Origin of the sequence: Streptomyces sp. NBC_01471, from assembly GCF_041438865.1 — a bacterium.
Classification (GTDB): domain Bacteria; phylum Actinomycetota; class Actinomycetes; order Streptomycetales; family Streptomycetaceae; genus Streptomyces.
This window is the reverse complement of the sequence record NZ_CP109450.1, coordinates 3459128-3483344: the sequence shown is the minus strand read 5'-3', so window position 1 is coordinate 3483344 and position 24217 is coordinate 3459128. Positions and strand designations below refer to the sequence as shown.

Sequence of the window (24217 nt, the reverse complement as noted above, 5' to 3'; positions counted from 1 at the left end):
GGTCCTTCGAACCAGGACGTGTGCCGGTGCTGCATCGTCTATGCAGAAGCTGCATCACGGCGAACCACCAGTCCATTAGGCTCGGTTGAGCAGGCAGGATCGGCGACGGCGGGAGGAGCTGTGGCACAGATGGCCGAAGCGCAGAGCGAAGCGAGGCGGATCGGTGAAGTGATCCGTCAGGCACGCGTATTACAGCGGCGCTCGCAGAAGGACGTCGCCTCTGTCCTGGGATATCACCAGTCCAAGGTGAGCCGCCTGGAAAATGGCAGGGGCGCGGACGACGTCCGCATGCTGCGCGAGGTCGCGCAGGTGCTGGCGATTCCTACGCACCGCCTCGGCCTCGCCGCCGCTTCGGACATCAGCCCCTCCGATCCCGAGACAGAGGACATGCGCCGCCGTACCGTTCTCGCCGCCGGCATCGCCACGCTCGCGGCGCCGACCATCCCCTGCGCCGCCCACCAGGACCTGGTCCAGTCACTGCTGCCCGGAGCGGCCCGTCTGACGGCCGAACCGGTGCCGGATCTCCAGAACCTGCGGGGCCAAGTAGCCGACGTACGCCGCCTCTTCTGCACATGTGATTACACCCGGCTGGAGGGCGCGCTGCCTGTCTTGATCGGGCAGCTGCGACAGGGCACCAGAGATGCTCCTGGCTCGATTGACCTGTCCGGTCTCCTTGCCACGGCGTACCAGACCTCGGCGAGCCTGCTGCTCAAACAGAGCGACCAGGGCAATGCCTGGCTCGCGGTCGGGCGCGCCATGGCCGAGGCCGAACGCTCCGGCGACCCTGTCGTCCTCGCGTCCAGCGTCCGCGTGCACGCTCATGCCCTGGCCCGCGACAGGCACACCGCCCAGGCCGTCGCGCTCGTCCGCCACACCGCCGACCAGCTCACGGGCTCCTATGACCAGCGCTCCCCGAAGTACCTCGCGGCGCTCGGCCTGCTGCTTCTGCGCGGGGTCACCGCCGCCAGCAGCGGGGGTGACCGATCCGCCACGCAGGACTTCCTCACCGAGGCGAAGGACGTCGCCCGTTATGTCGCGCTCGACAGCCCCGATGCCTGGGCCAACTTCAGCCCGACCAACGTCGCCCTGCACGGACTCAGCGCGGCCGTCGTCTTTGGCGACGCGGGCGTCGCCCTGGACACCGCCCGACCTCTCATGCGCCGCCACATTCCCGTCCCCGAGCGCCGTGCCGCCCTGTGGATCGAGGCCGGCCGTGCCTACAGCCAGCAGGGCCGCCTGGCTGATGGCTACCAGGCCCTCCGTATCGCTGAGAGCTGTGCGGCCCAGGACATCCGACGCCCGGCCGTCCGCGAGCTGGTGGCCGACATGGCCGCCCGCGACCGCCGTCGTACGCTGCCTGAACTGCACCGCTTCAGTCGTCAACTGGGAGTCCCCGCGTGAGTGATCAGCCGGACCGGCAGACCAGGAAGCCCTTCTTGTACGTCGTCGTGTGCGCCTCCGGCATCGCCGGCGATGCCAGCAGGCTGATCACCGCAGCCCAGGAGACGAATTGGGACGTGGGCGTCGTTGCCACCCCGCAGGGCCTCGGCTTCATAGACGCCGAGGCGGTCGAGGCCCAGACCGGCTTCCCGATCCGCTCGGCCTGGTGCTCGCCCGGCGACCCTCGCCCGCTGCCGTCGGCCGATGCCATCGCGGTGGCCCCGGCCACCTTCAACACGATCAACAAATGGGCTGCCGGGATCTCGGACACCCTGGCACTGGGCATCCTGTGCGAGGCGTACGGCTTCGGTATCCCGACGGCCGTCCTGCCGTACGTGAACTCGGCGCAGGCCGCTCATCCCGCGTACAGCCAGAGCCTGGAGCGGTTGAGCGGGATGGGTGTCCTGATCGGCTCGTACGAACCCCATAAGCCGAAGGCTGGCGGCGGGGCGGACCGCTTCCGTTGGGAGGAGGCGCTGGAGCTACTGACTCCCGAGACGCCCGCACCGGCCTGATCAGCGCCGCCGTACTGATGGTGCCTGCGGAGGTGGGGCGGCTGCTGCCGGGTGGATCGGGGCGGCGCGCTGTGCAGTGCCCCGGGCCCTGGTTGCCTGGGCCCGGGGGCCAGGGGCGTGGCGTTCGCTGAGTCGGCGGATGCGCCAGGTCAGCGCGCGAGCGGGGCTGTGGGCGTCATCCAGGGTGCGGTGGCCGAGCGCCTGGTCCAGGACGATGGTCGCGTTGTGTCCGGCTGCCTCCGCTTCGGCGAGGACGGTGGTGAGTGCTTCCCAGGAGGGGTCGTTGAGGATGCGTTCGGCGTGTTCTGGCACGGCCTCCTGGAGGTGGTGAGCGAAGCGGCGCTTCATCTGGGCGCTGGGGGCGCGTCGCGCGAGGCCCGTAAGGATCGGCTCGGAGACCTGCGCGTATGCGGTCTGCAGGTGGACGAGGGCCTGTTCGGATGCCGCCTCCTGCTGGGCGTGCTGGTGTGTGCGGTGCCAGTGCATCGCGAACGCCACCGCTGTGAGCACGGTGTCCAGGAGCATTGCGAACCCGGCCCCGTCGCCGTCCGTGGGCCGGTCGCGCCAGATCGCTTGGACGCTGCGGCGCAGGACGCGGGTGCTGTCGAGGTCGGCGGCGATGCGGGAGCGGGTGGCGCGCTCGAAGATGGTGGCGGCTTCTTCGAGTTCGGCCTTCGCCGCGGCCGGTGCGGTGATCGTCAGGAGGTCCAGCGTCGCGCCGAGCGCGACCAGTTGCCCCTGGGCCGTCGGGTCGTCGTTCTGGGTGAGGTGGTGGGGGATGCGTTCGGTGGCGGCGGTGGCCTGGTGCCACGGGTCCCCCGGCCGGATGATGACCGGATCGGGGCTGGTGATGGCGAGGCTTTTGCGGATCTTGGGGAGGGACAGGTCGGGGGCGAGGGTGGAGCCCGCGTAGAACACCGGCTCGCCCTTGTCGTTGGTGTCGTCGGGCAGGGCGAAGTTACAGCCGAGTGCGTCGCCCGACGGACCAAGCTTGAAGCGCACGGTGACGCCCGTCGCCTCCAGCAGAGCGAAGAACTCGGTTTCGTCGGATGCAGCGGCGATGGCGCGGCGCACCCGCAGCCGCAGGACGTCACGGCTGGCGGCTTCCTGGCCCAGGCGCTTGGCCTTGAAGTGCTCCTTGCTCGTGGGGCGCTTGGCTCCGGTGCCGTCACCCGGCTTCAACCGCCTGAGCCCGTAAACGACTTCGATCTCGCGGGCCTCGCGCTGGACGGCACGCTGGTCGTAGCCGCGCTCGGGGCGGCGGCCGTCCTGGCGGACGAGGGTGGCGGCGATGTGTATGTGGTCGTCGGCGTGGCGGACGGCCACCCAGCGGCAGGCTTCCTCGTCCCCGGCCGGGGCGATGCCGGCGGCGGCCACGATGCGACGGGCGATGTCGGCCCACTGGGCGTCGGTGAGGAAGGGGTCCTCGGGCGCGGCGCGGACGGGGCAGTGCCACACGGTGTCCTTGGGTGCCTTGTCACCGAGCATCTTCACGGGCTGGTCGAGTTGGGTGACGAGCTGGGCCATCGCGTCCTTCTGGTCGCGGTGGGGGCTGCGGCCGGGGTCGGGTGCGAAGCCGTTCCAGGACGCCACGAGGTGCGGGTCGACGTGCTCGTTGGCCCGGCCCTTGCCGAAGAGATAGCCGATCGTGCGGTGCGTGGTGTTCGGGCCCGAACTGAGGATGATCTTGGGTATCACCCGCTCACCGCCCCTCAGTGACCTGAGCGATGGCGGTGTCCAGCTCTGCGACGGTCGCCTCGACGCGTTCCAGGAGCCGTTGGACGGTGACGGTGTGGGGCCAGGCGCCGTCCTTGTTGAGGTGGTGGGTGAGCTGGTTGAGGTTGTTGCCGATCTGGCCGAGTTTTCCGTTGGCTGTCATAAGCGCCTTGATCAAGGCGCGGTAGTCGGCGACGGCTGCGGTGGGGTTGTCGGAGCGGGCGGCGGCGAGCGAGCACTCGGCCACATAGCCGCCGATCGCCATGTGGCTCAGGACGGCGGCGTTCTTCATGAGGGTGAACTCGTCATCGTTGTAGCGGGGGTGGACGCGGCGCTCGCGAAGCTGCTTGTCGCGCAGACGGCGGCGGTGCACGGGCTTGTGCGGCGTGTTCGACGACGACTTGCTTGTCCCCGTCTCGGTCGGCTCCCCCGGGCCGGCCGACTCCGGTGCCGCCTCGGCACCGGATGCATCGGCCCACTGTGGGGCGGAGGCCGGGTAGGGACTCCTTACCCGACAACTTGCTGCGCTGTTGAGGACGGTGGGCATCTCCACTTGAGGGGTGTGAAGTTCATGGTGCGGGTCGTGCATGAGCTGGTTCTCCGGGGACGCGGGGGTGTCGGGTGTTTCGCTGCGCGCAGGCCCGTGCCTCCGTGTTTGCCTGCACGGGGACACGGGGCGCACCGAAAGGGCAGGGCGTGGAGGTCAGGTGGTGCTTGCGGGTGCCATGTCGAGTTCCTTCGGCTGCTGGGAGGGGGCTTCGTCGAGGCCGTCGAGAGACTCGGCCTCGAAGCCGTTGTGCGCGACAGGCTCGGCCTGGCCGGCGCGCTCGGCCCGCAGCTGGTCGCGCACGACGCGGGCTCGGATCTGGCCGATCCGCAGTTCGCTGCGCAGGCGGTCGGCGGTCAGCCGGTCGCTGCTCCAGTCGGTAGTCAGGTCCCGAGCCTCCTCAAGAATGTGGGCGTCGGTGCGGGTGCGGTCGACGGCCGACTCTGCGGCGGCGGTGACCCGACCGGTCGCCCGTAGCGGAGATGTTTCGGTCGATTCCGCCATGGCGGCCGACCGGGGCTCGCGGGTAGCGGGAGCCGACTCGCCGGCCCCGATCGGCTCCGTCGCGGACGTCTCGGCGACTTTCACGGGGGCCGGTTCGGACGCCTGCGCGGGGTCTGATTCGGCCTGGTCAGAGATCGACTTCGAGGGTGCGGGCTGTGCGCTGGCTGGCGAGTTGTCCAACTCGTCAGCTTGCTGGCCAGCCGACTGGGCAGAGGCCATTGGGGCAGAGTCGGTCGATTCGGGGGTGTGGTGCAGCACCTTCGCCACGAGGTCCGATCCGAAGTAGATCGAGCCGACCGGGAGTGAGGTCGCCAGCAGTACAAGGGCCCAGTTCACAGGGTCCCAGTCGGCCAGTCGGCCCCACCGGGTCGACTCGGTGTGCAGGGTCGGTACGAGGCCGTGGACGTAGTTCAGCAGGAGGCTGGAGATCGTGTAGGTCGCCAGGACCCGCAGCGCGAACTTCCGGTCGGTACCGGTCAGCACGAGTGTGGCGATCAGCGCGAGGGCCATCAGCCCGTCGACCACGATCGGGTAGAGCAGGGCGGCGGTGGAGTCGGCGCCGATGGTGCGGGCCACGTCGGAGAGAGCGTTCCACGAGACCCGGAAGGCCATGAGTACGACGGCCACGAGGCCGAGGACAAGGGTGGCGCGTGCGGAGTGTGCCCGGCGGGCATCTTCAGGATCGGCAGCGAGGTGACGCCGAGGCGAATCAGTTCGGCCGAGTAGGGCGGCGATACGGGCAAGCAAGCGGGTACTCCAGGTGGGCTTGGGTAGCGGCCTCGGCGCAGGGGAGAGCGGCGTGGACATGTGGATCGCCTCGTCGCGGGACACTCACTTGCCTCGCGCCGTTCTGGGCGGGGCCGGTCGCAGGCTTTGGCTCGGGGGATGACCGGAGCCCAGATGGCGAGAGAGTGGTCGCTCGGGGTCAGGGGGCGGGGTGGCGTCTGCGGTCTGCGCCGGTGAGGACGACGGTGGTGGTCATCTCGGCGAGGCGGGAGGCGACACGGTCGCCGACGGCGTCGCGCAGGGCGGCGGTCGGCAGGTTGGTGGTGAGGAGCGTGGGGAGGAGATGGGTGTACCGGTGGTTGATCAGCCGGTACGTGATCTCCTCGGTCCACTCCGACTGCTTGGCCGCGCCGAGGTCGTCCAGGATCAGCAGCGGGCAGCGGCTGAGCGTGGCGAGGTCGCGCTCGGCGTCGTGGCCGGCGCGTGGCCGAAGGCGGGCGTACAGGTCGGCCGTGGTGGCTGCCTCCCACCGCAGCCGCACTCCGGCAGTCAGCAGCGACCGCACCGCGCCGTACGCCTGGTGGGTCTTGCCGGTGCCGGTGGGCCCGGCGATGAGCAGAGATGGCCCGAGGGCGATGCCCCGGGTGCCGCTCGGGCCGGGTCGTGCTTCGTGGGTCACCTCGTCGACCCAGGAGGCGACTTGCCGGTGGCCGGCGAGGGCGCCGCGGTAGCGGGGTGGGATACGGCCTTCGGCCAGCTCCAGCGCGGTTACCCGCTCTGAAGGATCCTCGGTGGGCCCGGCGGTGGGGTCGATGCCCCGGTTGACGAGGATCGAATCGAGGCGGGCCGCAACGGTGTTGATGCGCTGCGGTTCACGGCTGGTGGTGGCTGTGGTCACAGCTGGCCTCCGTAGGCCGCCTCGACGTCAGTGGGCGCCGGGTTGGTCCACGCCCGGTGTTGTGCGGCAGCTGGCGGTGAGTCGTTCATTGCCTCGTTGACCAGGTCCGGCAGCAGGCTCACGGAGAGGCCCTTGGCGCGCATGCGGTCCAGCCCGGCCCGGATGTGATCGGCCGAGATGCCCTCGCCGAGCAATTTGCCGATCACCTGGCCGAGGCGGCCCAGCACGTCGCTGGGCGGGCGGTGTTCGCAGGAGGCGACGTACTCGCCGACCAGGTCCTTGGCTGAGACCGAGCCCGAGATGGCGTGCGGCGCGGGTGCGCTTGCGCTCCCCACCGGAGGTGATCCTAGATCCAGGATCCTAGGTCCTAGATCCGGACGTTGAGCCCTCACGTCATCCTCCTGCGGTTGCGGTGAGGGCTCACTGAATCGCTGCTGACCTGCGAGTTCGCGATTCATGGACGGCTCACGCCGTTCGCGTGAGCTTTCACGGTCTCCTCGGTGAGGGCTCACGGCCGGTTTACGGAGGACCGCGTGGACCGGCGTCGCGCATCCAGCAGGTCGGTCGCCCTGGTGGTGTGGGCAGGCTGGGCAGCGGCTGCCGCTGGGCCGGTTGATCTTCTGGTGGCGGGCCCAGGCGACGATGTGCAGGTACCGCTTGCCGTCATCGCCCTCGTAGCGGCAGATGAGATCGGCGCTGTCGAGCTGGTTGAGGTCGTCTTCGACCTCCAGCGGGCCGTGTTCGGGGCGCAGGGACCACAGGGCGCCGGCGATGACGGCGGTCTGATCGCGGAAGCGGCCGTGGTCGTCGGCCTGGGTGAGCAGTCCGAAGAAGGTCCGCTCCGCGTGGACGCTCACCGCCGCGAGCGACTCGGAGATGAAGGCTTCCGGTTTGATGGTGCGTATCCGCGCCATTCCTATCGCCCCGCCTTCGTCAGGCGGGTGGGGGAGGTGGGCGACGAGGATGTGACTACGGCCGTGAGGGCTGTAGCTTGGGGCATAGACGGTTCCTCACCCGGTGGCGTTGTGATCGCCACCGTCTTGATCGTTCAGGTACGGGCGACATCGGTAGGGGACTTCCTGGCCCCCGGCGTTGGCCCGCCGGGGGCTTTTCCATGCGCTCGCCACTTCCGTGGTTTCGGCGCATGGCCAAGACAGCCACACCCGCTCCGCACAAGTCCAGCATTCCGCCGAGAAAGCAAACAGCTCTCGGCGAACGTGGTGTGCACAGCAGCCCATTAACGGTAGACCCGAATCGCCGGTTGACGAAGAAGCGGCCTAAAAGGGGCAACCCACAAACCCATTACGGGGGGAATCCGGCACCTGTCCAGTGGGGTCGGGCGATGCGAGAAGCCCACGTCAAGCGCTACGTAGGGCCCCAACCAGTATGGCGGGTCCGAGCGGTTTGGTCATCGGTGGATTCCGGTCTATGTTGCGCCCCGCGCGGGCCCGAGGGGGACCAGACCTGACAAAAAAGAGGCGCAACATAGCAGCGGATCGCCGGTTAACCAAACCGGCGATCCAGAGCTACAACAGTCATATGAATCCAACGCCTCTGGGAATTGGCCCAGCCGGAATCCGGACTGCCCGCGCCATCGAGCGCACGCGCACGGCACGCGGGCTCGCCCAGCGTCAGCTGGCCGACCGGGTCACCGCGCTTGGCCGGCCCATGACCATCACGATGCTGTCCCGCATCGAGCGCAGACGACGCCGCTGCGACGTCGACGACCTCGTCGCCCTCGCAGCCGCCCTCGACATCTCGCCGCTCACCCTCCTCGCCGAGACGAGCTAGCGAACCGAGCCCTCACAGCACTCCCGGGTGGGCCAACACCCGTCAGCTGCTGCGTACATCACCTCGCCCGTGCCTGAACCACCAAGCCCGGCGCGCCCTGAACCACACCGCCGCGCCGATGAAGGAACCCCCATTGCGCCGAAAGGCCATACCCCCTGCTCTGCCCCGCCTCTACCGATCCGAGGAGATTGCCTCAGCCCTCGGCTGTTCGGTCTGGTGGGTGAAGGACCGTGCCCGCCGACGCCTCATCCCCTTCACCTACATCGGCGGTGCCTACCGCTTCACCGCCGACCATCTTGCGGAGATCATTCGCGCGCACGAGGACGGACCGGCTCGAAAGCCGCACCGCGCCAAGCCTGCCGTGCCGACCGCGCCACAGCCATCCGCCGTGCAGCAGCCCGAGACCCGGACGCCCGCTGTACGCCTCCAGGCCCGGACACCACGCCGCCTGCTCAAGTCCCAGTACGGCCCCGCCGCCTAGCGCAGCCCACACAAGAGAAGGGAGGGATCCGTGGGGTACGCGGAGAAGCGCGCCACCTACTGGCGCGGCCGCTACAAGATCGAGGACGGTAAGTACGGAACCGTCACCGACATGACCGGCGCGGTGGTCAAGTTCGCCACCAAGCGTGAGGCAAAACAGGCGGCAGACACCGAAGAGGTCACGGTCCGGCGCGGCACGTGGCGCGACCCGGGGCTCGGTCAGGAGACGTTCGGCCAGTACGCGAGCCGGTGGTACGCCGCCCAGGACCTGGCCGCGTCGACCATGCAGAACTATCGCCGCCATATCGAGGAGCACCTACTCCCCGATTTCGAGAACAGGGCGCTCGCAAGTGTCCTGCGCACAGACGTCGACCTGTGGGAGAAGAAGGAGAAGGCCGTGTACGCGGCCTCCAGCGTCAAGACCTGGCGCTCGACGCTACACCTGATCTTCGAGGACGCGATCGACGAGGGCCTGATCACCTCGAATCCAGCAGCCAGGCGACGCGGACGCGGCAAGCGTGCGGGTCGCTACCGCGACCGCGGCCCGGAGAAGGTCGTCACCGACGCGCTGGGTATTCTCCTGACCGCCGAGCGGGCCGCCCTGCTGTCCGGTCGGGACGACGAGTTCGTCGCCGTGGTCCTCAAGGGCTACACGGGTAAGCGGTGGGGTGAAGTCGTCGGCCTGGAAACGGAGTTTGTCCGGCCCGGCGGGTTTCGAGTCGAGTGGCAGCTGTACGAGCTGGACACCGGCGAGCTGGTGCGCTGTCCACCCAAGGACGACAGCTACCGGTCGATCGACTCGATGAGCTGGCTGACGTCCCTGGTCGTCGACCACATCGCCCGCACGAAGCCGACTCCCTGCCCCTGCCACGGGAGGGTCTACGTCTTCCGAGGGCAGGGGGCAGCGCGTAACGGTGGGCACCAGGGCGCCAAGCTCGCCGACGTCGCCCGGCTGGCCGGGGTCTCCAACGGGACGGTGTCCAACGTCCTCAACCACCCCGATCGTGTAACCGAAGCCATGCAGGTGCGGGTGGAGCAGGCCATCGCTGATGTGGGGTTCCTGCGGGGCGGCGAGGTGTCAGAACATGCATCCCACTGGCGCCGAAACGGCTTTGCGACCTGGCTGTTCACCCCGGCGGTCTCCGGTTGGTACCCCAAGAAGGCTCCGCAGGAGGCGCGGCCCGTACCGCTGCTGGGCGAACCGTGGCCCGGCATCCCGGTGCGAGGGCGCAACGCCGGCGGGAGGGCCAATGCCTGCTGGCTCCCGATCGCCAAGGGCCTCACCCCTCACGGCCTCCGCCACACTCACCGCACGATGATGGAGGATCTCGGCACCGAGAAGGTCCTTATGGACGAACGTATGGGCCACATCGACGGCTCCGTCTCCGCGCGCTACGCCCACGTCACCGCCGGCATGCGCCAGCGCCTCATCTTGGGTCTGACCGGGCAGTGGGAGGCGGCACTCGACGCCCGGCTGATGATGAGTCCGAGGTCGCCGGTCACCGTGCTTGACGCTTTGTTGCAGAAGAGGGGGCTGATAGTGGGCTAGACACTCCGGCCGCGGGAGCCCGCGCCGAAGCCCAACGGTGCCCCTAGCCGAGCTCCTCTGTCGTCGCCGTGCATGCGGATGCGCCCCCCTGTGGTTGCAGGCGCTGTTCGTTGCTTCGTGGTTGGTCGCACTCGATATAGAGCTGGCCTGCGGGGATCGGCGTGACGGCGCTGAGCGCCTGCTGGGTGTGGGGTCGATGCGCGAGGTGTGCGGTGACGGTGGGGTCGGTGCGGCCGAGAAATGCGAGGTGCCTGATCGCGTGGGCTGCTACGTGTTCCAGTTGGAGGGTGGGCGGTGTGGGGTGGGCGGGGCGGTCGCTGTGGGCGATGTCGTGCGGGTTCGCCAGGGGGAGGGCTGGCTGACCCGGATCAGGGTCTGGGTGGATGAGGTAGGTCAGAACGATGTGGCCGTTATCGGTGGCGCGCCAGCTGGTCGAGTGCACGAGATGGCGATCGTTGTCTTCCTGTAGGTGTGCGAGGAGGCGGGCAGTGTGGTCAGGGTTCGCGTGGCGTTCGAGCGGCGTGATCCGTCTGCGGTAGGCGAAGCCATTGGCCGGGTCGTGTCGCAGAAGCAGCGCTTCGATCATGACCGGCGGACATGTGGGCTCCCGTGCAGGATCCGCACTGTCGCGTTCCGTCGCGGGGGGTACGGCATCGGCCTGCGACCGTGAAGGGCGGGCCGTTCCGCGGAGGCGGGAGGGGGTTGCCTCATGGCCGGTATATGCGTCAGCGCCCATGCCGCGGCTCCAAGGTCGACAGGGCGGGTGACATCCCAGCCCCTCGCCGACCCTATTGCGATTAGCACGCACCTGCATGTTGAGGGCACTGCCGGTTCTGTCCGCTACGCCTGCGGCGGTACAGGGCTGCCGGGGGCGATCGGCTGGGTCGCTTCCCTTGGGGTGAACTGCCACCGGCTCCCCTCGGGAGCGTCGCGGATCTGGATGCGGCCCGCAGCGAGGGCGTCGCGCAACAGGTCGGCGAGATCGTAAGCGCCTTGGGCGCGGAGTCGTCGGCGCAGGTCGAGCAGGGGGTCGGCAATGAGTCCGATGGTCAAGTCCGGTTCCAGCATGCCTTGCTGGGCTGGCTGGGTGAGCTGGCGGATCATGCCGCGCAGGACGGTACGGGCCCAGTCCGCGCCGAGGTCCTCTTCCGTGTCAGTGGCCCATGCGGTGATCACGGTCTCCAGGGCGAGGATCGCATCGACCATGCCGCCTGCGTCGAGCGCCGTGCGGGCGGCGTCGAAGCGGGCCTCCGCGGTAGCCACGGCTTCCTGAAGAGTGACCGGCTGATCGGCGGCGTGCGTAGCTGCTTCAGGCTCGGTGGTGGGTTGCCGGGCGGCGGGGACTCCCCCTTGATCCGTACCGGCTGCGAGGGCTCGTAGCCGCTCCAGTGTCAGGGTGGTGCCTGAGGGGATGAGGGTGCTGACGCCGCGTCGGCGAACGGTCAGCACGCCGCGTCCCCACACCCGGGCGATGGCGGCATCAAGGTCGATGATGAGTGCGGTGTGCTCGTCGATGCCCAGTACGGCGGCCGTGTCGGGCAGCTGCGTTTCCATGGCGGCCAAGCGGGTTTCACCGAGGTAGCAGAAGCGTGTGTCGTGGGTGCCGCCCTCCGCGTTGTCGTAGTGCGGAATCACCGCGACGGGCAGGTCGAGGGCGCCGAGAAGATCCAGCCCATCCAGCCAGACCGGGGTGTGGCCCGCTTTGTAGACCTCGTAGACGGGGAGTGCGGCGAACCCGACGGTGCACGCGGCTGCGGAGGCCATGACCGTCACGCCGTGTCCGCGGCGCACCCGGTCGGCCAGGATCTGGCCCAGCCCCTGCTCCCGCCACCGGCCCAGTGCGTACGAGGGGCTGCCCGGCCCGGAGAACACCCAAGCCGCTCTTCGGACCTGATCGCGTATGTGGTCGAGCGAGTCTCCCGGCACGGTTCCCGCGTCCGCGTCGGACACGATCGTCGTAGTGAGACCGACGCTGCGGCGGAAGTAGTCCTGGGCGCGTGAGGAGATGTCGTCGCGGTTCACCTGGAACCCGTAGGGCGTCTCCAGGATGGCCGCGCCTGGATCGGCACTCAGGTGCGCCACCAGGTCCCGGTGCAACGTCACCATGGTGGGGCTGGTCTCACCCGAGCCCATCAACGCAAGGATTCCCCGATCAGCCTGCACCGCTCGCCTCCCCCTGGGGCGCCCGGCTGCAGAGTCCCGGTGTCTGCAGATCCGGACGGCCACGCAGCAGCCGTATGCGTACCCTGCGGAGACCTGGCTCATACCGGCGTGCGCGCCAATCTCATGTATGCCGGAATCACCGCGCAGCAGTGTTTCGCTGCGGTGTTCGCTGCTCGGCTCCGGTTAGTCTTCGCACGGTGCGCCGGGAAGCCTGGTCGGCAATGTGATCCTTTATGCCCAGGAGCGCCAGTGCTTGGACCCGATACCGTTCCGAACGCCTGATATGGCCGGTCGTCAGTTCCGTGACAGGCTTGCCGCCGTGTTTTTTCGGCTGCCGGGAAGCCGCATCAGAGTGCTGGAGGGCGAAAGCCCCCGTGTCCTGGTGCGGCTGTCCGGCCATGTCGTCGCAGCCAATGCCGAGAAGACGGGACAACGGCTGCGGGACGCGCTGTGGCCTGGAGTGCCGGTACTCGAAGTGGATCTTTCACGTGTGCGGTACGTGAGTGCGGATGGAATTGCGGCCTTCTTTATCGCGTTGAGGGCGGCCCGTGCTAACGGAACGCATCTGGCTATCACCCATGCCCAGCCCCCGGTCCAGAGCGTGATGCGTCAAGTTGGGCTGACTCGGGTGATTGCCGATCCTCACCGGAACCCGCCTCCCGTGCAGGGCTGACTGGTGCTGCGTTTCGGGCGTCACCCGAGGGTGAAATAGCGCAGCCAGATGTAGGCGGCGGAGATGAGCAGGGTTGCTGCGGTGACGACGAGTCCGTACTTGGTGAATTGCCAGAAGGAGATGGGGGTGCCGTTGCGTTCGGCGATGCCGAGGACGACGACGTTGGCGCTGGCGCCGATGGCGGTGGCGTTGCCGCCGAGGTCGGCGCCGAGGGCGAGGGCCCACCACATGACGTGGTCGCTGTCGCCTCCCAGACTGTGGACGAGGTCGGCCGTGATAGGCGCCATCGTGGCCACGTAGGGGATGTTATCGACGACGCCGGACAGGATGCCGGAGGCGCCGAGGATCAGCATGGAGCCGCCCTGCTCCTTGTCGCCGACCGCGTTGGCCAGAGCTTTGGAGACCTCGCCGATGACTCCGGTGTCGATGAGGCCGCCGATCATGATGAACAGACCGGCGAAGAACGCGAGGGTGGGCCACTCGACCTCGGCCAGGACCTCGCCGGTCTGCACGGTGGAGACGGCGACGAGCAGTCCTGCGCCGAGGAGGGCGACGATGCTCGGTTCGAAGTGCAGTACGGGGTGCAGGACGAATCCGACGATGACCAGGGCCAGCACGCTCAGGCCCTGGATGAGCAGGCGCGGGTCGCGGATGGCTTCCTTCTCCTCCAGTTCCATGATTTCGGCCGCGCGGTCTTCGTCGTAGCGGAAGGACTTGCGGAAGAGGAACCGGCACATCGCGATGAGTACGAGCGTCAGCAGGGCCGACAGCGGTGCCAGGTGGACGATGAAGTCGTTGAAGTTCAGTCCGGCGCGGCTGGCGATGATGATGTTGGGCGGGTCTCCGACCAGGGTGGCGGTGCCGCCGATGTTCGACGCGAGTACTTCCGCGATCAGGAACGGCGCGACGGGCAGCGCGAGCCGTTCGCAGACCAGCAGGGTGACGGGTGCGATCAGCAGGACCGTGGTGACGTTGTCCAGCAGGGCGGAGGCCGCCGCGGTGATGATGATCAGCATGGCCATGACCCGGAAGGGTTTGGCCTTCGCCTTCTTCACGGACCAGATGGCCAGGTATTCGAAGAGGCCGGTCTTCTTCAGTACACCGACGATCATCATCATGCCCAGAAGCAGGAAGATGACGTTCCAGTCGATGCCGGAGTCCTGGGAGTAGAACGCCGAGACATCGTCCGTCGCGCCGATCGCGAGCATCAGGCCCGCGCCGCCCAGTGCCGCGGCCACGCGGTGGACTTTCTCACTGATGATCAGGGCGTACGTGCCGACGAAGACGGCGATCGCCGCCCAGCTGTGCCAGTCACTCACAAAGGTCTCCAACTAGGGGTTTTCAAGCAGCTGATGAAGCAGGTGGGACGCGGTGATAACCCCCAGTAGGCGGGTGCTCTGCCGGTCCTTCTCTGCCACCGCCACCAGCGGGCTGCGGACCTGGGCCATGAGGGCGGCGACTTCCAGGGCGGTGTCGTCGGGTGCGGCGATGGGCGGCGGGCCGGCCTTGGCGGGAAGACAGTCGCCCACGCTCCGGCCGGCCAGGGCCCGGCCCAGCCGGTCGGCGTGCTTCTCGTCGATGACCGCGGCGAGGGTGGGGTCCTCGATCACGTAGCCGGGCACGAGTACCTTGACCAGCTGAGATGCGGGCATGACCGCTACGGGGGCTCCCGCCCGGTCCACCACCAGCAGGGCGGGCAGCTTCTGGTCCGCCATCAGGCGCGCGGCGTCCAGAGCATCGCTGTCGACCAGGACCGTCTCGTACTCCACTGCCAGATCACGTGCGCGCATGGTCGTCTCCCTCTTGCTGGTGCGGGCTGCCCTCGGCGTCATCGTCGGCGTCCGGGATTCCCACGAGGTCATTGACGTGGAACATACGGGCAACCGGGACATCGGTGCTGCTGTGCGCCACGATCGAGAAGGCGATGTATACGGCGATGAGCGTGTACGCCTGCTGGGCGTGCGGAATGCCCGACTGGAGCACCAGCAGCCCGTAGACCACGGAAGCGAAGCCCTTCGGCCCGAACCAGGCCGCGGCCAGCTTTTCCCGTCGGTCGATCCGCGTGCCGACCAGGGAGAGCAGCAGGGACGCCGGGCGGATGACCACGATCGCCAGCACCACGGCCACATATCCGCCGAGGGAGAGATCGCCGAACAGATGCGGGGTGAGCAGCGCCCCGAAAACCAGCAGCGCGGCGAACTTGGCCAGTTCGGCGAGCGATTCGCCGAGGGGTTCGAAGGCGCGTTTGGCCTCCGGGGATATGGAGGCGAGGACCGCACCGGCGGAGAACGCGGCGAGGTAGGGGTTGGCGTGGGTGAGATGGCACAGGGCGTAGAGGGTGACCCCGGTGGCCAGTGGCAGTAGCGGCTGGAGTTTGGGCTCCGCCCCGAGCAGCGGCAGGCGGGCAATGGCGTTGACGAGGAGCGGGATCACGATGCCCAGGACCAGACCGAGAGCGAGCTCAGCACCGATCTTCGAGGGCGACGCCTCCGCGTGGGCACCTGCCATGGGGCCGGCGGTGGCGATCAGCAGCAGCACGACGGGCAGGGCGAGTCCGTCGTTCACACCGCTCTCCACGTTCAGCAGCTGGCGCAGCCGGGCCGGAACCTCCTTGCGCCCCACGATCGCCGAGGCGAACACCGGGTCGGTCGGCGCCAGCACCGCACCGACCAGGAAGGACGTCGTCCAGTCCAGGCCCACCAGGTAGTGGGTGACCAGTGCCATGAAGACGAACGCGAGCGGCATGCCCAGGCCCAGGGCGCGGGCCGGGTTCTTCCAGGCGCGGCGCAGTGCAGGGAAGGACACGTGCATGCCGTCGGTGAACAGCACGGCGAAGAGTGCGAGGTCGGCGGTTACGGACACGATGTCGCTGTCCGGCGTGATGTGGATCAGCCCGAGGGCGCCATTGCCGACGAGAGCGCCGCCGGCGAGGAAGAGGAACGAGGTGGAGAGGACAGTACGGGCGGCGAGTCCGGACAGCAGGACCGCGACCAGCAGGGCGACACCGAATACGGCGATGAGTACCACGAGAACAGGCCCCCGATCGGCAGAGCTCTGAGCCGGAGATCCTTGGAGCGGATCTCCTTGCTCGCCGACCAGACTTCCCGGCACACCGTGGTGAACCGTACAGGCTCTTTACCCGTCCTTGGCACCCCTGTGGTCCGCAGAGGTGCCGGGTGCAGCCCTGCCGGGGTCCGGCAATATTTCGGACCGCCCTGTTTCCTGTGCGGGCCAGTTGAGAAGCCGGGCACCGATGGCGGCCACCTCAGCCAAGGTTCGCCCCGCCAGCGGCTTGACGCAGTATCAGCTGTCGTTCGGGCGAGCTCCGTACTGCCGGATTGTGGCCAGCTTCGCCTCGAACTTGGTGTCGTGCCAGCGGGCGGTGAAGGCACCCGGAACCGTGAGCGCCCGGCCCTGAACTCGGCGGACACGCACGTCCGACCACGTGCCACTCCGCCTTGTGCGGCAACGTTTCTCAACCCCCGTAACCTCGCTCCAAAGCACTGACCTGTGCCTGAAGAGGGTGCGTAACTCCATGCCCTGGGAGGTGAGGAGCGTCGCGCCCGTCCCTTGGCTGACCATGGTGATGAGTGCGAGCAGGTCGAGGACGGCGACCCCTCCGATCCACCACCACCGCTCCGGTGCCGGTTCAGTGAGCCCAGCCGCCACCGCCATTCCGGCGAAGGTCAGCATCACAGACCCAGTCCGCCACCAGTACCTGCGGCGCTCAGCGGCATCGAGTCGTATCCATGTGTGAGGTGGCACAGCCCGGATGCTACCGGCGACCGACGCTCCCGCCACCCCCGCTCAGTCGAGCATCGTGACAGCGCGAACGTTGCCCGCTGCGGCAATGGCTCTCCCGACCCGCGGCACGTCGCAGCCGGCCGGTACGCCGCTCAGAGGTGGCCCCGACTTGACAACGTTTGCATAATGCAAATGTAGAGAGAGGGGGCGCCGCGATGATCGGCACCAGAACAAAGGAGACACACGAGGAGGCCGCGCCAGGGGCGCCGCGTACTCGGTCGTGGAAGACTGCCGCTTTTGCAGGGGCCCGCGAGACGCACGGGGGGCTTGCGGTACTCGCCGTGCTGATCGGGGCGGGCGCAGGGCTGGGGTCGGTCGCTTTCCGCTGGCTGATCAAGGTCTTCACGGAGCTCTTCTCCGGGCATGCGGACTACGCGGGAGCGGGGCACGTGGCGAACCCGCATGTGCCATGGCTCGGGCCGTTCTTCGTGCTGCTCGCACCGGTCGTCGGCGGACTGCTGTACGGGCCGCTGGTCGACCGGTTCGCCAAGGAGGCGCGTGGCCACGGCGTGCCCGAGGTGATGCTTGCCGTCTCCCAGCGTGGGGGCCGCATCAACGCCAGCGTCGCGGTGGTCAAATCGCTGGCCTCGGCCCTGACCATCGGCTCCGGCGGGTCGGTCGGCCGCGAGGGGCCCATCGTGCAGATCGGCTCGGCGCTCGGCTCGACGCTGGGCCGGCTGACCAGGGTCACCGAAGGACGGATGCGGCTCCTGGTGGCCTGCGGAGCCGCAGGTGGGATCGCCGCCACCTTCAACGCCCCGCTGGCCGGGGTCTTCTTCGCGATGGAGCTGATCCTGCGGGACTTCGCGATCGAGTCGTTCGGGGCGGTCGTCCTGTCCAGCGTGACCGCGAGCGTGATCGGGCGGGCCGCGTTCGGCAATGTCGCGTTCCTGAACCTGCCCGCCTTCCATGTCGAACACGTCGTCCAGTACGGGCTGTTCGCCCTGCTCGGCGTCGCCGCGGGTGCGGTCGGCATCGGCTTCACACGCATTCTGTACCTGATCGAGGACGCCTGCGACTGGGCCTGGCGGGGCCCGGAATGGCTCCGCCCGGCGGCAGGCGGCCTGCTGCTCGGTGTCGTCCTGCTGGTGCTCCCGGAGATGTACGGAGTCGGATACCCGGTCCTGGAGAAGGCGACCGAGGGCGGATACGCGGCGGCATTCCTGCTGCTCCTGCTCGTGGGGAAGATCGTCGCGACCAGTGTGACCATCGGCATCGGCGGCTCGGGCGGAGTCTTCGCACCCAGCCTGTTCATCGGCGCCATGCTGGGCGCCGCCTACGGGGCCGGAGTCCACGCGCTGATGCCCGGCACGGGCGGCGAGGTCGGCGCCTATGCCCTGGTCGGGATGGGCGCGGTCTTCGCCGGGTCCGCGCGTGCCCCCATTACCGCCGTGGTCATCCTGTTCGAGCTGACCGGCGAGTACTCGATCATCCTGCCGCTGATGCTGGCCATCGCCACAGCGACACTGATCAGCAAGCTCCTCAGCCGCGACACCGTCTACACCCTCAAGCTCAGCCGCCGCGGCATCGACCTGGACGCACCGGCACCCGGTGCGGCCATCGGGTCCCAGCAGGTCGGCGAGGTCATGGAGAAGGCCCCCGACCCGCTGCCCGCGGCCACGAAACTGTCCGCCGCGGCGCTGCTGCTGTCCCACTCCGAGCACGGCGTCCTGCCCGTGTTCGACGCGGACGACCGGTACCTGGGCACCGTGACGGCCCGCGCCGTCGCGGAGGCCCTGGCCGAGACCCCCGACGGCGAAGCCGGAGCACCGGCCACCGCCGGCGACCTGACAGAGCTCCCTCAGCCGATAACAGCGGACATGCCGCTGGCCACCGCCCTGCGCTGCCTGGTTTCCGCGCCCGGCACGGGACTCCCGGTTCTCGACGCCGACCGGACCCGCCCCGTCGGCTGGATCAGCCACCAGAGCGCACTGCGTGTCCTGCACCCCGTACCCGTCTGAGCCCGTCGGGCCCCCGATGAGTTACCGGGGGCCCGACGCCTTCAGGCGGACGAAGGGGATGAGCTCGCCCGCCTGCTGGAAGCCCTGCCGGCTTCCGTCGCTGGGCAGCCCCATGTACCGGCAGAGAATCCGTGCCGCGCGGGGATGCTTCGGTGCGTACTCGGCCATGACCCGGCCGCCCTCCTCCGGGCTCAGGAAATGGGCGGTCACGGCGTGAAAACGGCGGCCGGTCTGAATGGTGGCCTGCGGGGTGTGGCGCAGATTCCGATACCACTGCGCCTCCGGTCCGAAGCCGGATGCCACGGTCCACGTGCGTTGCTCCGGGTCGTGCGTGACGACCTCGATGACGGCCCGGCGCTGCTGCCCCGAGACGCGGCCGGTGTGGACGAGCAGCAGCATCCTCCTGCCGAAGAGGGGCCCCAGGCCCATGCGGTAGAGGCCGACGGGCAGCCTCGCCACCGTCCGGCGCCATCCGGTGGGACGCCTGGGGCGGTGCGGTTCGTCAGGCTGGGAAGTCACAGACCACCTCTCGCATACACCAGTACCGTCGAGCCGAACGCGGTACGACAACGGAGCGACGCACGTAAATTACTTCAGCTAGAAAACCTTTGCACAGTCTAAATGTTGGAGAGGGTGGGCGGTCAATGAGGCGACGGGCAAGAGTGCTGATACGCGCCACGGGCTCATCCTCCGGCGCCCAGCAGGCTGAGACCGCCCCGCGGTCCGCAGCGCTGGAGCCGGCCCTGGCGGACGAGCAGCCTCCCGAATCACCTCTTCTGTGGCTGCTGGCTGTTCTGCCCTTTGCCGTCATGGCGGTGATCGCCCTGGTGGACGTGACCGCGGGACCGAGCGTCGGCCTGCTCCCGATGGTCTCTCTCGGGCCTGCGTTCGCCAGCCTGACCGGTGGGTGGCGGCGTACGGCGTGCATCGGCGTGCTGGCTCTCGCCCTGTGCGCGGCGCTCGGGCTGTACGACGGGCTCTTCGAGGAGCGCCGCGGGTTCACCGCTGTCGCATCCGTCGCCGGCGTGACCATCGCAGGGCTGGCCGCCACGGTGATCCGCCAGCGCCGCGAGAGCGAGCTCGCGAACATGCGGTCCATCGCCGAGGTAGCCCAGCGCGTGCTGCTGCGCCCGGTGCCGCGCGCCGCGGGACACCTGCGAGCAGCCGTCTCCTACACCTCGGCCGTCGCGGAGGCCAGGATCGGGGGAGACCTCTACGAAGTGGTCACCGCACCGACCGGGGTACGCGTGATCATCGGCGACGTCCAGGGCAAGGGCCTGGGAGCAGTCGAGACCGCAGCGGTGGTGCTCGGCGCCTTCCGAGAGGCTGCCCACGACGAACCGGACCTGACCGAGGTCGGAGCCAGAGTGGAAAGGGCCGCCGACCGCGCGCTGAACGGGGAGAAATTCGTCACCGCGATCATCGCCGAGATCAGCCGGGAACGCGGAGCGGTATTCCTCAACTACGGCCACCCGCCGCCCCTGCTCGTACGGACCGAAGGCACGGCCGTCTTCCCGGAGCCACCGGAGTACGCGCTGCCGCTGGGCCTGGGCATCCACGGTATGAACCCGCCGCAGCCCTTCCAGGTGGCCTTCGGCCCCGGAGACCAGTTGCTCCTCCACACCGACGGCGTCACGGAGGCCCGTGATCCGTCCGGAACGTTCTACCCACTGGGCGAACGAACCGGGCTGCTCAGGGATCCGGACCTCGACGTCGCGCTGGAAGCCCTCCACCAGGACCTGCTGGACCACGTAAAAGGACCGGTACACGACGACGCTGCCATGCTGCTGCTCCGCTACCGTGCATAGCACAGCGGGCCCAAGCAGACAGGGCCCGGACGCCGCGCGGTAGAAGAAGGAATCATGACCGAGCACGCTCAGCCCGCGCCAGGCATGGCCGACGTCGACGCCGTCGCCCGCGCGGTACTGACCTCGTCCCGTTTGCTGGTAGCCGTCTCAGCCCGCTCCCTCGCCGCTGTCGAAGACCGGGTCACCCTCCCGCAGTTCCGGCTGCTGGTAGCCCTTTCGACCCACGGGACCGCCAAACTCGTCGTCCTCGCCGAGCTGCTCGGTGTCAACCCCTCGACGGCGATGCGCATGCTGGACCGGCTCATCACAGCAGGGCTGGCGGACCGCCGCATCAACCCCGAGAACCGGCGCGAGACCCTCCTCGGCCTCACCGATGAGGGACGTCAGCTGGTGGAGGAGGTCACAGCCCGTCGCCGTATGGAGATCACCACCATCGTCGAGCGGCTCGCACCCGAACAGAGAGCGGCCCTGATCGACGCGCTGACCGCGTTCGCCGAGGCCGGGGGCGAACCCGCGGCCCCCGACGACGACGTCTCCCTGTACCCGCTGGGCTGGGCCGGCACGCAGGCAAGCCACGCCCACTGAGCCCAGGCACACGACGGCTCGACCGTGAGCCCTGGTCGGCCATGAACGCGGCAGCCGGGCGGTCTTCCGCTTGCACTGAGATCTTGCACGTCCTTATCGCTCAGGACGAAGTGGAGCCGGCTCCTCACGGCGGCCTCGCAGATTCTCGGCATCACGCGGGTGCGACGTGTCGGTAGGCCCCATGGCGTGCTCCTGCCGAAAGGCTCCAAGGATGATCCACGCCGTACTGCACGCACTGTCGATCACAGGTTCCATGACCTGGGAGATCACCTGGGCCCTGATCCTGGGCTTCATTCTGTCCGCGGTGGTCCAGGCCGTCGTCCGTAAATCCACCGTCGTGTCCCTGCTCGGCGACGACCGCCTCCGCACCCTCGCCATCGCCGCCGGCCTCGGCGCCGCCTCGTCCTCGTGCTCCTACGCCGCGGTGGCCCTGGCCCGCTCGCTGTTCCGCAAGGGCGCGAACTTCACCGCCGCGATGGCCTTCGAGATCGCCTCCACCAACCTCGTCGTAGAACTCGGCGTCATTCTTGCCCTCCTGATGGGCTGGCAGTTCACTGCGGCGGAGTTCGTCGGTGGCCCCCTCATGATCGTCGCCTTGGCCGTGCAGTTCCGTCTGTTCCTGCGGGACTCACTCCTGCGCCGGGCAAGGGAACAGGCCGAACGCGGACTAACCGGAGCCATGGAAGGCCACGCAGCGATGGACATGTCAGTCCAGCGCGAGGGCTCCTTCGTCCGCCGGCTGCTGTCCCGCGAGGGCTTCACCTCCACCAGCCACGTCTTTGTCATGGAATGGGCGGCGATCCTTCGCGACCTGGTGATCGGACTGCTCATCGCGGGAGCCATCGCAGCCTGGGTGCCTGACTCGTTCTGGCGCACGTTCTTCTTCGACGGCCACCCACTGGCCTCCAAGCTCTGGGGCCCGGTCATCGGCCCACTGGTCGCGATCGCCTCCTTCGTCTGCTCGATCGGCAACGTGCCCCTCGCGGTGGTGCTGTGGAAGGGCGGGATCAGCTTCGGCGGGGTGGTCTCCTTCGTCTTCGCCGACCTGCTGATCCTTCCGATCCTCAACATCTACCGGAAGTACTACGGCGGAAAGATGGCCCTGTTCCTGCTCGGCACCTTCTACCTCGCCACGGTCGCGGCCGGCTACATCGTGGAGTTCGTCTTCGCGGGGCTCCGTCTCATCCCCGACCAGGCCGATGCCAGAGTCCCCATGGATGGCGTCACCTGGAACTACACCACCTTCCTCAACATCGCCTTCCTCCTCCTGGCCACCGCTCTCCTCGTCCGGTTCTTCCGTACCGGTGGGCAAAGCATGCTCCGGATGATGGGCGGCGCTCCCAGCTCCGGGCACGACCACGAAAGCCCTGACAACGGCCACAAGGATGAGCACCACATCCATGATGCTGATGATCGTGGAGACCCCGGTCAGTCCTGACACTTCCGCGAGGCTTGGCAGCGCGGGCGGAGCGCAGATGGCTCGGACAGCACCACCCCAGCCACGGGATGGGTTCTCAGTTGGGCTATGTGGCTGACATGCGTCCGGATCGATCGCGCAAGCCGGAACAACTCAACAACTGGGCGTGAAGATCGATGGATGACCGGATCTCTTGTTGCAGTGGTACGGGACGGTGGGCGCCGTGGCCGGGGGCAGTGACGGCAGTGACGGCAGTGGCGACGACCACGTTCCGCGGCCTGTTCCGCCCGCGACCGGTGCGACCCCCTGGAGGCCGGAGTCGGGAACTGACGCCCGGCCGCGGAGCGGGCTGCTCGGCCGGGCCCGGGTCCTGGCCGGTACGGCGCCGCCCGGACCCTTCCGTCCCGCGTTCTGGCGCAGTCCGATCCGCGGGCCGTGGCTGACGGCGGTCCTCGGCCTTGTCCTGCTGTTCGGTATCACGGTCGTGTTCGTCACCGGCCTGCTGTCGTACGCCGCCTACAACCCGAACCTCGGGGCGCTCAACGACAAGACGCCCGGCAAGGGCCTGCTGGGCTTCTACCTGTTCACCTGGCCCACCCACCCCTACTGGCTCTACCGCCTCACCCAGGGCGTCCACGTCACCCTCGGGATCGTCCTCATCCCGGTGGTCCTCGCCAAACTGTGGTCGGTCATCCCGAAACTCTTCACCTGGCCACCCGCGCTCAGCCCCTCCCACGCCCTGGAACGCCTCTCACTGATCCTGCTGGTCGGCGGTGTCCTCTTCGAACTCGCCACCGGCGTACTCAACATCCAGCTCGACTACATTTTCCCCGGCTCCTTCTACACCCTGCACTTCTACGGTGCCTGGGTGTTCATGGCCGCCTTCGCCGCCCACGCGGTGCTGCGGCTGGGGCGGATGTGGCGGGCGGTACGCTCCCGCACCGTGCGCTCGGTCCTGACCACCGACGTGGCGCACACCGCACCGGAGCCGCCCGACCCGTACGGGCTCGTCGCCCCCGCACCGGCCCGCCCCACCCTGAGCAGACGCGGCGCGCTCGGACTGGTCGGCGCCGGATCGCTGGCCCTGCTCGTGGTGACCGCGGGGCAGAGCATCGGGGGCTCACTGCGCCGCACTGCCCTGCTCGCCCCGCACAACCGCGACCCCCTGCACGGCCCCAACGGCTTCCAGATCAACAAGAGCGCCGCCGCCGTCGGCATCAGAGCCTCCGACATCGGCCCCGGATGGCGCCTGGAGATCCGCGGAACACACAGACTCGCCTTGACCTATGCACAGTTGCTCGCCATGGAACAGCACACGGCCCGGCTGCCGATCGCCTGCGTGGAGGGCTGGTCCACCGACGACCAGCACTGGTCGGGGCTGCGCCTGGCCGACCTCGCCGCCCTCGCCGGGGCGCCGCACGCCACCAGCGTCCTCGTCGAGTCCGTACAGCGCACGGGCGCCTTCCGCCGCGTGCTCCTGGCCGGAAACCAGATCAGCAACCCGCTCTCGCTGCTCGCCCTGCACGTCAACGGAGCGCCCCTCTCCACCGACCACGGCCACCCCGCCCGCATCATCGTTCCCGCGAACCCCGGCGTGAACAACACCAAATGGGTCCGCCGCCTCACCTTCCGGACGTGAC

23 protein-coding genes are annotated in these 24217 nt (G+C 68.7%); 11 read left to right on the top strand and 12 right to left on the bottom strand.

Annotated elements, in window-relative coordinates:
• Window positions 1-129: 129 nt before the first annotated feature.
• Together OG285_RS15240 and OG285_RS15235 are read left to right on the top strand one after the other, a co-directional pair.
• The gene (locus OG285_RS15240) at window positions 130-1401 is read left to right on the top strand and encodes a helix-turn-helix domain-containing protein (RefSeq protein ID WP_371791242.1); all 1272 of its coding nucleotides are present in this window, start codon (window positions 130-132) and stop codon (window positions 1399-1401) included.
• Complete coding sequence (locus OG285_RS15235) at window positions 1398-1955, top strand: flavoprotein (protein ID WP_371791241.1); 558 nt, start codon at window positions 1398-1400, stop codon at window positions 1953-1955. Before OG285_RS15240 ends, OG285_RS15235 begins: the two co-directional genes overlap by 4 nt.
• On the opposite strand, the gene OG285_RS15230 is transcribed toward OG285_RS15235, so the two are convergent.
• From OG285_RS15230 to OG285_RS15210, 5 genes are all read right to left on the bottom strand, one after another.
• Complete coding sequence (locus OG285_RS15230) at window positions 1956-3653, bottom strand: mobilization protein (RefSeq protein WP_371791240.1); 1698 nt, start codon at window positions 3651-3653, stop codon at window positions 1956-1958. It lies immediately after the preceding gene.
• A gap of 4 nt (window positions 3654-3657) precedes the next feature.
• A complete protein-coding gene (mobC, locus tag OG285_RS15225; protein WP_371791239.1) occupies window positions 3658-4044 on the bottom strand; it encodes a plasmid mobilization relaxosome protein MobC in 387 nt (128 codons plus the stop codon).
• A gap of 330 nt (window positions 4045-4374) precedes the next feature.
• Window positions 4375-5349, bottom strand: a complete 975-nt coding sequence (locus OG285_RS15220; RefSeq protein WP_371791238.1) for a DUF2637 domain-containing protein — start codon at window positions 5347-5349, stop codon at window positions 4375-4377.
• Between the two features lie 298 nt (window positions 5350-5647).
• A complete protein-coding gene (locus OG285_RS15215; RefSeq protein ID WP_371791237.1) occupies window positions 5648-6346 on the bottom strand; it encodes an ATP-binding protein in 699 nt (232 codons plus the stop codon).
• On the bottom strand, window positions 6343-7260 hold the full coding sequence (locus OG285_RS15210; RefSeq protein WP_371791236.1) for a hypothetical protein: 918 nt from the start codon (window positions 7258-7260) through the stop codon (window positions 6343-6345). Before OG285_RS15210 ends, OG285_RS15215 begins: the two co-directional genes overlap by 4 nt.
• Before the next feature lie 625 nt (window positions 7261-7885).
• Here OG285_RS15210 and OG285_RS15205 point away from each other — a divergent pair.
• The 3 genes from OG285_RS15205 to OG285_RS15195 all read left to right on the top strand — a co-directional run bounded on the left by OG285_RS15205 (window position 7886) and on the right by OG285_RS15195 (window position 10166).
• Window positions 7886-8137: a helix-turn-helix domain-containing protein gene (locus tag OG285_RS15205; RefSeq protein WP_371791235.1), complete on the top strand. Its 252-nt coding sequence runs from the start codon at window positions 7886-7888 to the stop codon at window positions 8135-8137.
• Between the two features lie 118 nt (window positions 8138-8255).
• A complete protein-coding gene (locus tag OG285_RS15200) occupies window positions 8256-8618 on the top strand; it encodes a DNA-binding protein (protein WP_371791234.1) in 363 nt (120 codons plus the stop codon).
• A gap of 30 nt (window positions 8619-8648) precedes the next feature.
• Window positions 8649-10166 (top strand): LacI family DNA-binding transcriptional regulator, encoded by a 1518-nt coding sequence (locus OG285_RS15195; protein WP_371791233.1) that lies wholly within the window; start codon window positions 8649-8651, stop codon window positions 10164-10166.
• A gap of 43 nt (window positions 10167-10209) precedes the next feature.
• Here the strand turns inward: OG285_RS15195 and OG285_RS15190 are convergent, their stop codons facing one another.
• Together OG285_RS15190 and OG285_RS15185 are read right to left on the bottom strand one after the other, a co-directional pair.
• On the bottom strand, window positions 10210-10752 hold the full coding sequence (locus tag OG285_RS15190) for a hypothetical protein (protein ID WP_371791232.1): 543 nt from the start codon (window positions 10750-10752) through the stop codon (window positions 10210-10212).
• A gap of 254 nt (window positions 10753-11006) precedes the next feature.
• On the bottom strand, window positions 11007-12299 hold the full coding sequence (locus OG285_RS15185; protein ID WP_371791231.1) for a hypothetical protein: 1293 nt from the start codon (window positions 12297-12299) through the stop codon (window positions 11007-11009).
• Window positions 12300-12582: 283 nt separating this feature from the next.
• Here OG285_RS15185 and OG285_RS15180 point away from each other — a divergent pair, with 283 nt between their 5' ends.
• Window positions 12583-13002, top strand: coding sequence for an STAS domain-containing protein (locus OG285_RS15180; protein ID WP_371791230.1), 420 nt, complete (start codon window positions 12583-12585; stop codon window positions 13000-13002).
• A gap of 20 nt (window positions 13003-13022) precedes the next feature.
• Here OG285_RS15180 and OG285_RS15175 read toward each other — a convergent pair whose 3' ends face one another.
• The 4 genes from OG285_RS15175 to OG285_RS15160 all read right to left on the bottom strand — a co-directional run bounded on the left by OG285_RS15175 (window position 13023) and on the right by OG285_RS15160 (window position 16539).
• On the bottom strand, window positions 13023-14321 hold the full coding sequence (locus OG285_RS15175) for an SLC13 family permease (protein WP_371791229.1): 1299 nt from the start codon (window positions 14319-14321) through the stop codon (window positions 13023-13025).
• Between the two features lie 12 nt (window positions 14322-14333).
• Complete coding sequence (locus tag OG285_RS15170; RefSeq protein ID WP_371791228.1) at window positions 14334-14792, bottom strand: CBS domain-containing protein; 459 nt, start codon at window positions 14790-14792, stop codon at window positions 14334-14336.
• Entirely contained in the window at window positions 14779-16029 is a 1251-nt protein-coding gene (locus tag OG285_RS15165; protein ID WP_371791227.1) for a cation:proton antiporter, read from the bottom strand. Before OG285_RS15165 ends, OG285_RS15170 begins: the two co-directional genes overlap by 14 nt.
• A 276-nt stretch (window positions 16030-16305) precedes the next feature.
• Window positions 16306-16539 carry a hypothetical protein gene (locus tag OG285_RS15160; RefSeq protein ID WP_371793540.1) on the bottom strand — a complete coding sequence of 78 codons (234 nt, stop codon included), beginning with the start codon at window positions 16537-16539 and terminating at the stop codon, window positions 16306-16308.
• A gap of 548 nt (window positions 16540-17087) precedes the next feature.
• Here OG285_RS15160 and OG285_RS15155 point away from each other — a divergent pair.
• Complete coding sequence (locus OG285_RS15155; protein ID WP_371791226.1) at window positions 17088-18767, top strand: chloride channel protein; 1680 nt, start codon at window positions 17088-17090, stop codon at window positions 18765-18767.
• A gap of 21 nt (window positions 18768-18788) precedes the next feature.
• Here OG285_RS15155 and OG285_RS15150 read toward each other — a convergent pair whose 3' ends face one another.
• Complete coding sequence (locus OG285_RS15150) at window positions 18789-19286, bottom strand: nitroreductase family deazaflavin-dependent oxidoreductase (RefSeq protein ID WP_371791225.1); 498 nt, start codon at window positions 19284-19286, stop codon at window positions 18789-18791.
• A 290-nt stretch (window positions 19287-19576) separates the two neighbouring features.
• Between OG285_RS15150 and OG285_RS15145 the strand changes: the two genes are divergently transcribed.
• The 4 genes from OG285_RS15145 to OG285_RS15130 all read left to right on the top strand — a co-directional run bounded on the left by OG285_RS15145 (window position 19577) and on the right by OG285_RS15130 (window position 24216).
• Entirely contained in the window at window positions 19577-20575 is a 999-nt protein-coding gene (locus tag OG285_RS15145; RefSeq protein ID WP_371793539.1) for a PP2C family protein-serine/threonine phosphatase, read from the top strand.
• Between the two features lie 54 nt (window positions 20576-20629).
• A complete protein-coding gene (locus tag OG285_RS15140; protein WP_371791224.1) occupies window positions 20630-21160 on the top strand; it encodes a MarR family winged helix-turn-helix transcriptional regulator in 531 nt (176 codons plus the stop codon).
• 214 nt (window positions 21161-21374) lie between these two features.
• Window positions 21375-22598 carry a permease gene (locus OG285_RS15135; protein ID WP_371793538.1) on the top strand — a complete coding sequence of 408 codons (1224 nt, stop codon included), beginning with the start codon at window positions 21375-21377 and terminating at the stop codon, window positions 22596-22598.
• Between the two features lie 328 nt (window positions 22599-22926).
• Entirely contained in the window at window positions 22927-24216 is a 1290-nt protein-coding gene (locus OG285_RS15130) for a molybdopterin-dependent oxidoreductase (protein WP_371793537.1), read from the top strand.
• Window position 24217 lies beyond the last annotated feature (1 nt).